At 73.4% G+C, this 13959-nt stretch carries 13 protein-coding genes; 7 read left to right on the top strand and 6 right to left on the bottom strand.

Translation table 11 applies throughout. The features are described 5' to 3' along the window. Nucleotides 1–2: 2 nt before the first annotated feature. The 4 genes from G7075_RS17370 to G7075_RS17355 form a co-directional block, all read right to left on the bottom strand. Nucleotides 3–371, bottom strand: a complete 369-nt coding sequence (locus G7075_RS17370; RefSeq protein ID WP_240918071.1) for a phosphotransferase — start codon at nt 369–371, stop codon at nt 3–5. A gap of 372 nt (nt 372–743) precedes the next feature. Then, nucleotides 744–1898 carry a glutamate--cysteine ligase gene (locus tag G7075_RS17365; protein WP_166123706.1) on the bottom strand — a complete coding sequence of 385 codons (1155 nt, stop codon included), beginning with the start codon at nt 1896–1898 and terminating at the stop codon, nt 744–746. Between the two features lie 8 nt (nt 1899–1906). Then, nucleotides 1907–3160 (bottom strand): arginine deiminase, encoded by a 1254-nt coding sequence (locus G7075_RS17360; RefSeq protein WP_166123704.1) that lies wholly within the window; start codon nt 3158–3160, stop codon nt 1907–1909. A gap of 88 nt (nt 3161–3248) precedes the next feature. Further along, complete coding sequence (locus G7075_RS17355; protein ID WP_166123702.1) at nt 3249–4490, bottom strand: YibE/F family protein; 1242 nt, start codon at nt 4488–4490, stop codon at nt 3249–3251. A 144-nt stretch (nt 4491–4634) separates the two neighbouring features. On the opposite strand from G7075_RS17355, the gene G7075_RS17350 reads away from it, so the two are divergent. Continuing rightward, entirely contained in the window at nt 4635–5348 is a 714-nt protein-coding gene (locus G7075_RS17350; protein WP_166123700.1) for a hypothetical protein, read from the top strand. 3 nt (nt 5349–5351) lie between these two features. Here the strand turns inward: G7075_RS17350 and G7075_RS22130 are convergent, their stop codons facing one another. Beyond that, nucleotides 5352–5480: a hypothetical protein gene (locus G7075_RS22130; RefSeq protein ID WP_256378040.1), complete on the bottom strand. Its 129-nt coding sequence runs from the start codon at nt 5478–5480 to the stop codon at nt 5352–5354. After that, on the bottom strand, nt 5465–5818 hold the full coding sequence (locus G7075_RS17345) for an SRPBCC family protein (RefSeq protein WP_240917721.1): 354 nt from the start codon (nt 5816–5818) through the stop codon (nt 5465–5467). The genes G7075_RS22130 and G7075_RS17345 overlap by 16 nt, the downstream gene beginning before the upstream one ends. A 337-nt stretch (nt 5819–6155) precedes the next feature. Between G7075_RS17345 and G7075_RS17340 the strand changes: the two genes are divergently transcribed. From G7075_RS17340 to G7075_RS17315, 6 genes are all read left to right on the top strand, one after another. Continuing rightward, nucleotides 6156–7199, top strand: coding sequence for a LacI family DNA-binding transcriptional regulator (locus G7075_RS17340; protein ID WP_166123698.1), 1044 nt, complete (start codon nt 6156–6158; stop codon nt 7197–7199). A gap of 39 nt (nt 7200–7238) precedes the next feature. Then, nucleotides 7239–8510 carry a sugar ABC transporter substrate-binding protein gene (locus G7075_RS17335; RefSeq protein ID WP_166123696.1) on the top strand — a complete coding sequence of 424 codons (1272 nt, stop codon included), beginning with the start codon at nt 7239–7241 and terminating at the stop codon, nt 8508–8510. Nucleotides 8511–8663: 153 nt separating this feature from the next. Continuing rightward, on the top strand, nt 8664–9458 hold the full coding sequence (locus tag G7075_RS17330; protein ID WP_240917720.1) for a carbohydrate ABC transporter permease: 795 nt from the start codon (nt 8664–8666) through the stop codon (nt 9456–9458). Beyond that, nucleotides 9458–10282 (top strand): carbohydrate ABC transporter permease, encoded by an 825-nt coding sequence (locus G7075_RS17325; protein WP_166123694.1) that lies wholly within the window; start codon nt 9458–9460, stop codon nt 10280–10282. The genes G7075_RS17330 and G7075_RS17325 overlap by 1 nt, the downstream gene beginning before the upstream one ends. Before the next feature lie 49 nt (nt 10283–10331). Further along, the gene (locus G7075_RS17320) at nt 10332–11948 is read left to right on the top strand and encodes a glucoamylase family protein (RefSeq protein ID WP_166123692.1); all 1617 of its coding nucleotides are present in this window, start codon (nt 10332–10334) and stop codon (nt 11946–11948) included. 92 nt (nt 11949–12040) lie between these two features. Beyond that, nucleotides 12041–13831, top strand: coding sequence for a glycoside hydrolase family 3 protein (locus tag G7075_RS17315; protein ID WP_166124454.1), 1791 nt, complete (start codon nt 12041–12043; stop codon nt 13829–13831). Nucleotides 13832–13959 lie beyond the last annotated feature (128 nt).

The following is a 13959-nucleotide window of genomic DNA, read 5'->3' as shown; positions in this document are numbered from 1 at the left end:
CCTCAGAGCGTGTCGATGGTCCGGGCCAGCGCCTCCAGCTGCCAGGCCGTGTCGGCACCGGCGTGCTCGGCGGCGAGCAGGTCCGGCACGAAGGACGCGACGTCGGCCAGGCCCCAGCGCCGTTCCCGCGCCCGCAGCCGGGACCGCTCGACGGCCCCGGCCGTCAGGTCCTCGTAGCGCGCGACCACGTCGAGGTCGGCGCGGGCCGCGACGAGCCACAGGTCGCGCTCCGGCTCGGCCCTGCGGGCGGTGTCCCAGTCGACGAGCACGAGTCCGGTCGCGGTGCGCACGGCGTTGCCCGGATGGGGCTCGCCGTGCGTGACGACCAGCCGCCCGGCGTCCCCGGAGCCCGAGGCGTCGAGCGCGTCCAGCCCGCGGCGGACGGCGCCGAGCCGCAGGACGGTCGACCCCTCGCGCGAGGGCAGGGGCCGTGGGCGCCGACCACCCCTGCCGCCCGGGCCTCGGCCGCCACCCCGAACGCGGCGGCCAGCCGGTGGAGCGCGTCATCGTCGTCGACGGCATCCGCGGACGCGAACCACGTTGTGCCCGAACGGTCCTCGACCCGCCAGTGGTGGTTCCCGAACCCGACCGGCAGGTAGTCGGCCGTCACCGCCTCCGGGAGCCAGCCCCGGCGCACGGCCGTGAGCAGCCGGTCGGCGGTCAGGTCGTCGGGCGGGGTCTGCACCCGGCCACCGTAGGAGACCGGGCGCCGACACGCTCGTGAGTTCCCCCGGCCCCGGCCGTCACTCCGGGACGAGGGCCGCCCGCACCGCGGCCCGCAGGTCGCCGCCGGCCTCCTCGGCCGCCGCCCGCATCCGGACGTAGCCCGCCCCGCCGCGCGCCAACCCCTCGATGCCGGCCAGCTCGTCGCGGCAGCCCAGCCGCTGCGCGGTCGGCTCCAGCCGGTCGAGGAGCGCGAGCACGTCGTCGACGACCCCGACCTCCCGGCTGCCGGCATCGGCGATGACGATGGCGTCGAGGCCGTACCGCGCTGCGCGCCACTTGTTCTCCTGCACGTGCCAGGGCGGCAGCGGCTCGGGTAGGCGCCCGACGTCGAGGCGCTCCTCGAGGTGCACGAGGAGGCAGTGGACGAAGGCGGCGATGGCCGTGACGTCGGCGACGGTCGTCAGCCCGTCACACGCCCGCACCTCGATGGTGCCGAGGCGCAGCGACGGCCGGATGTCCCAGCGCAGCTCGCTCGCGTCGTCGACGACCCCGGTCGTGAAGACGTCGTGGAGGTAGGCGCGGTACTGGGCCCAGGTCTCGAACTGGAACGGCAGGCCGGCGGTCGGCAGCTGCTGGAAGAGCATCGTCCGGTTGCTCGCATACCCGGTGTCGACCCCGCCGGTGAACGGCGAGGAGGCCGAGAGGGCCGTGAGGTGCGGGTGGTAGGTCAGCAGGGCGTTGACGAGCGGCCAGACCTTGGCCGCCGAGGTCACCCCGACGTGCACGTGCACCCCGTAGATGACCATCTGCCGGCCCCACCACTGGGTGCGGTCGATGAGCGTCTCGTAGCGCTCGCCCGGCGAGACCTCCTGGTCCTCCCACCGGGTGAAGGGGTGCGCGCCACCGGCGAACAGCTGCACGCCGAGCGCGTCGGCCGCCGTACGCACCCGGGCCAGCCCCTCCTCGAGGTCGGCCGCCGCCCCACCGGCGTTCTCGCACACCCCGGTGACGATCTCGACGGTGTTGAGCAGCAGCTCCTTGGTGACCAGCGAACGGGCCGCCCCCCGGGCCCCGCCGTGGTCGGCGGCCGGTGCGGCATCACCGCCGAGGGCCTCGATGAGCTCGGGGGCGCGCGAGACGAGGTCGAGGGTGTCGGGGTCGACGAGGCCGAGCTCCCACTCGACGCCGAGGGTCCGGCCGGCGGAGGGCCGGAAGGTGCGGTCGGGGCTCATCCGGCTCCTCAGTAGTCGACGGGGTCGCGCACCAGCGGACAGGTCATGCAGTGGCCACCGCCCCGCCCGCGGCCGAGCTCGGCGCCGCGGATCTCGACGACCTCGATGCCCGCCCCGCGCAGCAGGGCGTTGGTCGTCGTGTTGCGGTCGTAGGTGAAGACCACCCCGGGCTCGACGGCGACCGCGTTGTTGCCGCTGTCCCACTGCTGGCGCTCCGAGGTGTAGGCGTCCCCACCGGTCTCGATGACGCGCAGCCCGTCGAGGCCCAGCGCCTCGGCCGTCACCTTGGTGAACGACCCCTCGCCCCGGTCCTCGATCTCCACCCCGGGCGCCGCGTCCGAGGGGTGCAGCATGAACGTGTGGACCCCGTCCATGATCGTCGGGTAGAGCGTGACGACGTCGCGGTCGGCGAACGTGAAGACGGTGTCGAGGTGCATCGCGGCGCGCAGCCGCGGCATCCCCGCGACGACGACCTTCTCGGCGGCCCCCTGCGCGAAGAGCCTCGAGGCGACCTGGGTGATGGCCTGGCGCGAGGTGCGCTCGCTCATCCCCATGAGCACGACGCCGTTGCCGACGGGCATGACGTCACCGCCCTCGAGCGTCGCCTCGCCCCAGTCGGTCTCGGGGTCGCCCCACCAGATCGGCGCCCCCGTGAAGTCGGGGTGGAAGGAGTAGATCGCCTTGTAGATGATCGTCTCGTTCTGGCGGGCCGGCCAGTAGAGCGGGTTGAGGGTCAGGCCGCCGTAGATCCAGCACGTGGTGTCGCGCGTGTAGAGGGTGTTCGGCAGCGGCGGCAGCAGGTACTCGCGGCTGCCGGTCTGCTCGCGGGCCAGCATGACCCACGGCGTGCGGAACTCCTCCGGCAGGTCGACGATGGCCAGCCCGCCGATGAGGAACTCGGCGAGGCGCACCGGGTCGAGGGTCTCGAGGAAGGCCCGGGTCGACTCGACGAGGCCGAGCCCCACGTGGTTCGGCACGATCTTGCGGTCGAGCAGCCAGTCGCGGGCGCCCGGCACGGCCATCGTCTCGGCGAGGACGTCGTGCAGCTCGAGGACCTCGACCCCGCGGGCCGCCAGCTCGGTGACGAAGTCGGCGTGGTCGCGTTCGGCCTGCCCGACCCACATGACGTCGTCGAAGAGCAGGTCCGCGGAGTTCGTCGGGGTGAGCCGCCGGTGCGCCAGGCCGGGCCGGCAGACGAGCACCTTGCGCAGCCGGCCCACCTCGGAGTGGACGCCGTACGTCGCGGGTCGCGGGTCGGGCATGCGGGCCTCCGGTCGACGACCAGCACGACGGACGTCCCGCTGGTGCACCCGATCCCATCACAGCCGGGTGGGCCGCACCAGCCGCCGGTCACTCCGGACGGGTCGGCGGCGGTGCGACGAGGACGGCCACCGCCGTCGTCGCCGGGATCGCGAGCACCAGCCCGATGGCGCTGGCGAGCGTGCGCACCACCTCGGCGGTGATGTCCTCGGAGAGGAAGAGGGTGTCGAGGCTCTGGCCGGACAGCGCGATGAGCAGGAGGATCGGCAGCGCCGCACCGGCATACGCGAAGACGATCGTGTAGACGGTCGAGGCGAGGTGGTCGCGGCCGATCCGCATGGCCGAGGCGAAGAGCACCGCGCGGCTGCGCCCGGGGTCGGCGGCCCGCAGCTCCCACACCGCCGAGGTCTGGCTGATCGTCACGTCGTTGAGCACGCCGAACGCGGCGATGAGGACCCCGCAGGCGACGAGGTCGTGCAGCCGGACCTCACCCGCGAGCGCCTGGAGGAGACCGCCGTTCTCGTCCCCGACGCCCGTGAGCCGAGCGGCGTCGGCGCCCAGCGTGCCGGCCACGGCGGTCAGGGCCAGCCCGACGACGGTGCCGAGGAGGGCGGTCGAGGTGCGCAGGCTCGGTCCGTGCGTCAGGTAGAGGACGACGAGCATCGTCGCGCCGGAGGCGGTGAGCCCCACGGCGACCGGGTCCGCACCCTGGAGCAGCGCCGGGGCCACGAAGGACAGCAGGATGTACCCGCCGATGCCCAGGCTGACGAGCGCCGCGAGCCCACGCCACCGGGCGACGACGAGCACGAGCACGACGAAGACGGCACTGAGGACGAGCAGCGGTGGATGGCGGTCCACCCCGGCGAAGGAGTAGACGTCGTCGAGCACCGCGCCCTGCTCGGTGGCGTCCGCGACCGCGTCGTCGGGCAGCCGGAGCAGGGTGACCGTGTCGCCGGCGCGCAGGCCCGAGCGGCTGACCTCGGGCTGGATGCGCACCGTCTGCGTCGTGCCGTCCTCGAGCCGCGCCGTCAGCTGACCGCAGTCGGGCGCACCCGTCGGGCCGCCGTCGGTCGAGTCCGGGGCCACGGCCGGGCAGGGCTCGGTGAGCGAGACGACGGTGGCCCGCGGGAAGGTCGCACCGCTCACGGCGTAGTCGAGGTCGGGGTTCTTCGGCACCTCGCCGCGCGGCCAGAGGGTGACGAGCCCGACGACGGTGGCGGCGGCGGTCAGGGCGACGAGCACGAGCACGACGACCCGGGTCGCGAGCGGGGTCGGTGCGAACGGTGCGGCCCGGTGGCCGGTGTGGGCCGGTGCCCCGTGGTGGTGGCCCACGTCGTCAGGGGGCCGCGGGTCGGGCGGCGGGCAGGCGGCTCGTCACGCTCGTGGACCCTAGCAGCGCCTCCCGGGGGTGGTTCGGGGTCGTCTCAGGGCTCCCCCCGACAGACACCGGGGCCCCGCCGGCACCAGTCTCGAGCCATGACGACGACCGCGACCCGGGCCACCGTCCGGACCCACGCTCCCGTGCTGGCCCACCCGCAGCTGCGCACCCCCCAGCAGCTGCGGGCCCGGCCCGCGCTGCGGACCCGTGCCGCCAGCCGGTCGGTGGCCGTGGGCCGGACCGCCCGGCTCTCCGTGCTCGGGCTCCTCGCCACGCTGGCCCTCTCGGTCCCCGCCGTCGCGCTGCTCGACGGGGTGGGCCCGCGCGCGTCGAGCCTCGACGTCGTCAGCACCTTCCTCATCGTGGCGGTCCTCGAGGTGGCGGTGGCGCGCGGCGTCTGGCGGGTGACCCGGGAGCACGCGCACCCGGCCGCGTACGCCGCCCTGCTCGCGCGGACCGGCTACGCCCTGCTGCTCGTCGTCGGCGCGCTCGTCCTGCTGTGGACCGGCCCGTCCGCCGCCCCGGCCTTCCGCGACCACTGGGCCAACGCGCTCGGCGTCCTCGGGCTGCACCTGGTGGCGACCGGGGTCGCGTTCTGGCGCTCGGCCCCCTCGGGGCTGGCCGCCCGGCTCGGCCCGCTCGCGCTCTCGCTCAGCGGGACGACCGCCCTGGCCGCCACGCTGCTGCCCCTCGACGGCGTGACCCTGCCGATGGTCCTGGCCCCTGTCGTCGTCGGGGAGCTGCTGCTCGTCCTGCTCCTCGCGCGCACCGCCCTCGGCGGCCGGACCGTCCGCCCCGCGCCGGCCCGCTGACCCTCAGGCGGTCGCGCCCTCGGCGGCCGCGCGCAGCCGGGTCAGGCCCTTCTCCATGTCGGGTCCGACGAGGGAGTCCATCGACTTCACGACCGAGAAGAGGCGCATCATCGCGGTCAGCTCGCCGACCATCCGCCACTCGACCCCGGTCGTGCCGTCCTGGGGGTGAGGACGAACTCGACGCGCGAGCGGGACGGGAACGGCTTCTCGAAGGACAGGGCGACATCGACCTCGTGCGGTGCGTCGCCGACGACCTCCATGGTCCCCCGGCCGGCCCTGCGGTTCCCGGCCCAGGCGTAGCGCGCCCCCACCCCGGCCTCGGCACCGGAGTACGTGCGGCGCATCGCCGGGTCGAGGTCCTCCCACGGCGACCACCGCGGCCACTGCCGGAAGTCGCGCAGCAGCGCCCGGACGGCCTCCGGCGCAGCGGCGACGGTCGTGGAGCGGCTGACGGTGTACGGGGTGCCCATGACGCACAGTGTGGCGAGCCGGAGGTCCGCGGGGAAGTGCTGGCCGGCCGCCCGACCCACCCCGGCTCTGGTCCGGAATCCCGGATGGCGGCGAGAAGTCACCGCCATCCGGCACATCGGACCAGAGCCCACGAACCGGACCAGAGCGGACGATCCGGACCAGAGCCGACGATCCGGACCAGAGCCCGCGAACCGCACCAGAGCCCGCGAACTCGACCAGCGCGGGAGCACCCCGGCTCCCGAAGATTCTCTGCCGCCAAACCCCACACCTCGCGGACGCCGTGGCAGTGTAAGCGCTCACAACGCAAGTTGTAAGCGCTTACAAGGAGGTGTGCGCATGGCGGTCCGTACCCCGGCCCGCGAGCCCTCGGGCCCGACGATCTACTCGGTCGCCGAGGCCGCCGGTGTCTCGATCGCCACCGTCTCCCGGGTCGTCCAGGGCACCGGCGCCGTCTCGGCCGCCACCCGGGGCAAGGTCCTCGAGGCCATCGACCGGCTCGACTACATGCCGCTCGCCGCCGCCCGCTCCCTCGCCGTGCGCCACCACGAGGCCCTCGGCCTGGTCCTCCCCGAGCTCGCCGGCCCGTACTTCTCCGAGCTGCTCATGGGCTTCGAGGAGGCCGCCGCCGAGCTCGACCTCAGCGTCGTCCTCACCCTCGTCGAGCGGGACCGCCCCCTCGACGCCGCCCGCTTCACCCGGCTGGTCGCCGGCGTCGACGGCGTCGCCGTCCTCGGTGGCCTGCTGCCCGACGACGTCCTGCGCCGGGCCACCCGCCAGCGGCCGCTGCTCGTCGTGGCCGGCGGTGACACCGTCGGGTTCGAGCACCTCGCCGCCGAGAACACCACGAGCGCCGCGGCCCTGACCACCCACCTCCTCGACGTCCACGGCCGCACCCGCCCGGTGTTCGTCGGCGACCCCGACGTCGCCCCCGACGTGCGCCAGCGCCTCGAGGGCTTCACCCACGCCCTGCGCGAGCGCGGGCTCGAGGTCCCGGCGCCGATGGGTGGCGGGCTGCGCGAGGCCGACGGCACCGCCGCCGCCGAACGCCTCCTCGCCGACGGCCTGCCCGCCGACGCCGTCGTCTGCGCCAACGACGAGGTCGCCCTCGCCCTCGTCGAGCGCCTCGTGACCGCCGGCGTCCGCGTCCCGGACGACCTCGCCGTCACCGGCTGGGACGACGTCATGGCCGCCCGCTACCTGCGCCCGGGCCTGACGACGGTGCGCCAGCCCGTCCGCGACCTCGGCGCCCTCGCCGCCCACCGCCTCCACGAGCGGGTCACCGGCGCCGACCCGGTCGACCACGGGGTCCTCGCGACCCGGGTCGTCCTGCGCGGCTCGTGCGGCTGCCCCGAGCCGGCCCGCTCCGCCCCCACCGCCTGACCACCCTCCCGCCCCACCCCACAAGGAAGTGAGCACGACATGAGACGCACCCCGACGACGGTCCTGGCCCTCCTGGCCACCGCCGCCCTGACCCTCAGCGCCTGCGGACGCGCCGAGGACACCGGCGGCGCCGGCGCGCAGGCCACGGACGTCTCCGGCGGCAAGGCCACGGGCACCATCACCGTCTGGGCGATGGGCGCCGAGGGCGAGAAGCTGCCCGACCTCGCCAAGGACTTCGAGGCCCAGAACCCCGGGGCCAAGGTCAACGTCACGGCGATCCCGTGGGACGCGGCGCACGACAAGTTCACGACGGCGATCACCGCGAACAGCACCCCGGACGCCGCGATGGTCGGCACCACCTGGATGGGTGAGTTCGCCGGCCTCGACGCGCTCGACCCGCTGCCCGGCAACATCGACGCGAGCGGGTTCTTCCCCGGCGCGCAGGAGACCACGAAGGTCGGCGACACCTCGTACGGCATCCCCTGGTACGTCGAGACCCGGCTGCTCTACTACCGCACCGACCTCGCGAAGAAGGCCGGCTACGACGCCGCGCCGACGACCTGGCAGGGCCTGAAGGACATGGCCAAGGCGATGCAGGACAAGGCCGGCGCCAAGTACGGCATCGGCCTGCAGGCCGGCGGCACCGGGTCGTGGCAGACCCTCATGCCGTTCGCCTGGTCGGCCGGTGCCTCGCTCGAGAAGGACGGCAAGTACTCCTTCGACAGCCCCGAGCTGCTCAAGGCCGCGCAGTACTACCAGTCGTTCTTCACCGACGGCATCTCCGACAAGGCCGCCCCGGTGCAGCCGACGACCGAGCCCGACTTCGCGAGCGGCAAGGTCCCGATGTTCATCTCCGGCCCGTGGATGATGTCCGCGGTCGAGAAGGTCGGCGGCGCCGGCTTCAAGGACAAGTACTCCGTCGCGAAGATCCCCGCCGACAAGCAGTCCTCCTCGTTCGTGGGCGGCTCGGACTTCGTCGTCTTCAAGAGCTCCAAGCAGCGCGACACCGCGTGGAAGTTCGTCCAGTTCCTCGCCGACCCCAAGACCCAGGCCAAGTGGTACGGCATGTCCACCGACCTGCCCTCCGTGCAGTCCGCCTGGGACGACCCCTCGCTCTCGGCCGACGACAAGCTCAAGGTCTTCGGCGAGCAGCTCCAGACCGCCAAGGCCCCGCCGTCGTTCCCGACGTGGGAGCAGGTGGTCGCGAACCTCGACACCGAGATGGAGAAGGTCACCAAGACCGGCGCCGACCCGAAGAAGGCGCTGGAGACCGTCCAGCAGCAGGCCGACTCCATCGGCACCGGTCAGTGACATGACCACGACGACCGCCCCGCCGGCCCCGCCGGCGAGACCACCGTCCCGGGCGGGCGGCGCCGCCGCGCCTCCGCCCGGGCGGAGGGGCGGGCGGCGTGGATCCTCGCCCTGCCGTTCTGCCTGCTCTTCCTCACCTTCACGCTCTGGCCGGTGCTCCAGTCGCTCTTCATGAGCTTCACCGACACCCGGTCGCGCGACCTGCGGACCCCCTTCTCCGTCGACGTCGTCGGCCTCGAGAACTACACCCGGGCCCTCGGCGACCCGGTCTTCCGCAAGGCGATGCTCAACACGGCGTACTTCGTCGTCGTCGGCGTGCCGCTGACCCTCCTCGTCGCGCTCGCCGCGGCCGTCGCGCTCGACAGGGGCATCACCCGGCTGCGCGGCGTCTTCCGGCTCGGCTTCTACACACCCGTCATCACCTCGATCGTCGCGGTGGCCGTCGTGTGGCGCTTCCTCCTGGAGACCGACTACGGGCTGATCAACACCGTGCTCGGGTGGGTCGGCGTCGACGGGCCGAACTGGCTCGGCGACCCGAGCTGGTCGATGCCCTCGCTGATCCTCATGGCGACGTGGCGCAACTTCGGCACCGGGATGATCATCTTCCTCGCCGGGCTGCAGGCGGTGCCGTGGAACCTCCACGAGGCCGCGGCCATCGACGGTGCGTCGGCGTGGCAGCGGTTCCGCCACATCACCCTGCCGCTGATGCGCCCGACGATCCTCTTCGTCTCGGTGACCACGGGCATCGGCTACCTGCAGTTCTTCGAGGAGCCGTTCGTCCTCACCAACGGCGGGCCGCTCAACTCGACGAAGTCGATGTCCATGTACACGTACGAGCAGTTCGGCTTCGGCAACTACGGGTACGCGGCGTCGATCAGCTACATCATCTTCGTCCTCGTCGCGGTCGTCACCGCCATCCAGTTCCGCCTCCTGCGAGAGGAGAAGTGATGCTCGGCTCGCGCAAGGGCACCTGGTGGCTCTACGGCGTCCTCACCGTCGCCCTCGTCGCCGTCGTCGCCCCGTTCGCGTGGATGGTCCTCGGCTCGCTGAAGTCCGAGGGCGAGCTGCGCCAGGCGCCCCCCACGTGGTGGCCCCAGTCGGCCTCGCTCGACAACTACACGCAGCTGTTCAGCCGGCTCGACTTCGGCGGCTACTTCACGAACTCCGTGGTGGTCGCGGTCGTCGTGACGGCCGGCAACCTGCTCTTCTGCTCGGCGCTCGGCTACGCCCTGGCGATGCTCGACTTCCGCGGCAAGAAGGCGCTGTTCGTCGTCGTCATGACCACGCTGATGATCCCCGGGGTCGTCACCTTCGTCCCCCTGTTCGTGCTCGTGGCGAACGCGGGGCTGGTCAACACCCTCCCGGGCCTGTTCCTGCCGTTCCTCGTCAGCCCGTTCGGCGTCTTCCTCATGCGCCAGTTCATCCTCGGGCTGCCGAAGGACCTCATCGACGCCGGGCGCGTCGACGGGGCCGGCGAGCTGCGGATCTTCGCGCGGATCATCCTGCCCCTGTGCGGGCCGGCCCTCGCGACGCTCGGCATCCTCACCTTCCTCGGGAGCTGGAACAACTTCCTCTGGCCGCTCGTCGTGGCCCAGACGGAGGACACCTACACCCTGCCGGTGGCGCTCGCGCTCTACAGCACCGGCCAGAACAGCACGCAGTACGGGCTGCTCCTGGCCGGCGCCACCGTCGTCGTCCTGCCCGTGCTCATCGTGTTCATGGTCTTCCAGCGACGCTTCATCGAGGGCATCGCGACGACCGGCATCAAGTGAGGCCCGGTCACCCCGGACCCACCCTCCACCCCCGTCAGGAGACATCCTCATGACCCCCCGCACCCTCCACGTCCCCGCGGCCTCGCGCCGCCAGCTCCTCGTCGGCGGCGCCGCCGCGCTCGGTGGGCTCGTCGTCAGCGGTGCCGCCGCGCAACCGGCGAGCGCCCTGACCCGCTCTGCCGCACCGGCCTTCGTGCGCGGCGACGCCCACCACGCCGCCTGGAGCACCCGCACCGTGCGTCGCTGGGCCGCCGACACCTGGCGCTCGCTCGTCGCGATGACCGACGAGCGCACCGGCCTCCCGGCCGACAACATGCCGGAGTCGCTCGCCGCGGGCGACCGCAGCGGCTACACCTCGCCGACGAACATCGGCGGCTACCTGTGGAGCACCGTCGTGGCCCGCGAGCTGGGGCTCATCACCCCCGGGGAGGCGACCCGACGCGTGCGCCGCACCCTCTCGACGCTGCTGCGGATGGAGCACCACGAGCCGAGCGGCATGTACTTCAACTGGTACGACGAGGCGACCGGCGACGTCATCACGACCTGGCCGGACTCGGGCGACCCGGTGCAGCCGTTCGTCTCCAGCGTCGACAGCGGCTGGCTCGGCGCTGCCCTGCTCGTCGTGCGCGAGGCCGTCCCCGGCGCCCGCCGCGAGGCCGACCGGCTCTTCTCCCGGATGCGCTGGGACATGTTCTACGACGCCGCGGGCCCGCGCCCGGGCGGCCTGATGCACGGCGGCTTCTACGTCACCGCCCCGGCTGACACCTCCGGGGTGACCGAGGGCAACCACATCGGCGTCGGCGACGACGTCTGGTACACGAACCACCACTACGACACCGCGGTGTCCGAGACCCGCATCACGAGCTACCTCGGCATCTCGCAGGGCCAGGTGCCCGCGAAGCACTGGTTCGCGTCGTGGCGCACCTTCCCCGACACCTGCGACTGGTCGTGGCCGGAGATGAAGCCCGTCGGCAGGACCCGTACCTACCTCGGGCTCGAGGTGTTCGAGGGCGCGTACACCTACCGCGGGATGCACATCGTCCCCGGGTGGGGCGGGTCGATGTTCGAGGAGCTCATGCCCGACGTCTTCGTCGACGAGGCCCGGTGGGCGCCGCGCTCGTGGGGCCGCAACCACCCGCTGCACGTGCGCGCCCAGCGCGAGCACGGCCTCGTCGAGGCGAAGTACGGGTTCTGGGGCTTCTCGCCCTCGTCGAACCCGGCCGGCGGCTACCGCGAGTACGGCGTCGACGCGCTCGGGCTCAACCCGGACGGCTACTTCAGCGACCAGGAGAAGACGAACTACGACCCCGGCTTCGGCGACTGCCGGCCGGCGACGAACGCGACCCCGACCTTCGGCGACGGCGTCGTCACCCCGCACGCGTCGTTCCTCGCGATGATGCACGAGCCGCGCGAGTCCTTCGCCAACCTCGCCCGCATCGAGCACGACCTCCACGCGTACGGGCGCGGCGGGTTCTTCGACGCCGTCGCCGTCCACTCGGGCACCATCGCGCGCCGCTACCTCTCGCTCGACCAGGCGATGGTCCTCGGGGCGGTCGGCAACGTGCTGGCCAAGGACGTCCTGCGCAAGGCGTTCTCCACGAGGGCCGTCGAGAAGCGGCTGCGTCCGGTCCTCGCGATGGAGGAGTTCGGGGCGGGTCTCGCGTGACGGCCGACACCAGCGTCTCCGCACCCCCGGTGACCGCCCACCCGGCGACCGGGGACACCCCCGCCTGGCGCGACCTCAACGGCAACGGGGTCATGGACCCCTACGAGGACCCGCGGCTGCCGGTCGACGAGCGCGTCGAGGACCTGCTCGGCCGCCTCTCCCTCGAGGAGAAGGCCGGCCTGATGTTCCACACGGTCATCGAGGCCGGCGAGGACGGCGCGCTGCTCGAGGAGCCGGGGCACATCAGCAAGTCGCCGACGAGCGATGTCGTGCTGCGCAAGCACCTCTCACACTTCAACGTCCACGCCCTCCGGGACGCGCGCCAGGCGGCCCGCTGGAGCAACGCCCTGCAGCGGCTCGCCGAGCGCACACCGCACGGCATCCCGGTGACGGTGAGCACCGACCCGCGGCACGCGTTCATCGAGAACTCCGGGGTGTCCTTCGCCGCCGGGTCGTTCTCGCAGTGGCCGGAGCCGCTGGGGCTGGCCGCGCTGCGGGACGTCGAGGCGGTGCGGCGGTTCGCCGACATCGCCCGGCGCGAGTACGTGGCGGTCGGCATCCGCGAGGCGCTGCACCCGACCCTCGACCTCGCCACCGAGCCGCGATGGGCCCGGCAGGCGGGCACCTTCGGGCAGGACCCCCAGCTCGCCGGCGACCTCGGGGTCGCGTACCTCGAGGGGTTCCAGGGTGGTCCCGAGCTCGGCCCGGACACGGTCGCCTGCGTCACGAAGCACTTCCCCGGTGGCGGCCCGCAGAAGGACGGCGAGGACGCGCACTTCCCCTACGGTCGCGAACAGGTCTACGGCGGAGGGCGGTTCGACGACCACCTCGCGCCGTTCCCCCGCGCCATCGAGGCCGGCACCGCGGCCGTCATGCCCTACTACGGGATGCCCGTCGGGCTCGAGGTCGACGGCGAGCCGGTCGAGGAGGTCGGCTTCGGCTACAACCGACAGGTCGTCACCGGGCTGCTGCGCGAGCGCCTCGGCTTCGACGGCGTCGTGCTCACCGACTGGGAGCTGGTCAACGACAACCACGTCGGCGACCAGGTCCTGCCGGCCCGGGCGTGGGGGGTCGAGCACCTCGACCCCTCCGGCCGGATGGAGCTGATCCTCCACGCCGGGGCCGACCAGTTCGGCGGCGAGGAGTGCGTCGAGCTGCTGCTCGACCTCGTCCGGTCGGGTCGGGTCACCGAGGAGCGCATCGACGAGTCCGCGCGCCGGCTGCTGCGGGTGAAGTTCCGGCTGGGGCTCTTCGACGACCCGTACGTCGACGAGGACGCCGCCCTCGAGGTGCTCGGCTGCGAGGACTTCCGGCGGGCCGGGTTCGAGGCCCAGGCCCGGTCGGTCACGGTGCTGCGCAACGAGTCCGCGGTGGAGGGCGCCCCTGCGGTACTGCCCCTGGCGCCGGGGACGCGGGTGTTCGCCGACGGTGTCGCCGCGGAGGCCCTGGTCGTCGCCGGGCTCGTCCCGGCCGCCACGCCGGAGGAGGCCGACGTCGCCGTCGTCCGCCTCGGTGCGCCGTTCGAGCACCGCGACGACCTGTTCCTCGAGGCGTGGTTCCACCAGGGTTCGCTCGACTTCCCGCCCGGACGGGTCGCGCGGCTCCAGCGGCTGGCGGCGACGGTGCCGTTGGTCGTCGACGTCTCGCTCGACCGGCCGGCCGTGCTCACCCCGCTGGTGCCGCTCTGCGCGGCGCTCACGGCGACCTACGGCAGCAGCGACGCGGCCCTGCTCGCGGCGCTGACCGGCGGCATCCCGCCGACCGGGCGGCTGCCGTTCGACGTCCCGGTCTCGATGGAGGCCGTGCGTCGCCACCCCGAGGACGTCCCCGGCTTCGGCGGGGACGCGCTCTTCCGGTTCGGCGACGGGCTCGACCTCCCCTGACCCCTCCCCGTGGTGCGCGACGCGACGCAACGCACGTCGCGCACCCCTGTCGCCGGAGCCGTCGACGGGGGATGATCGAGGTGGGCGCCGGGGACCGTCGCCACCACCCCGGCGCTCCACGAGAGTGG

Source organism: Phycicoccus sp. HDW14 (assembly GCF_011383005.1).
GTDB lineage: Bacteria > Actinomycetota > Actinomycetes > Actinomycetales > Dermatophilaceae > Phycicoccus.
This window is presented reverse-complemented; position numbering and strand designations above follow the sequence as displayed.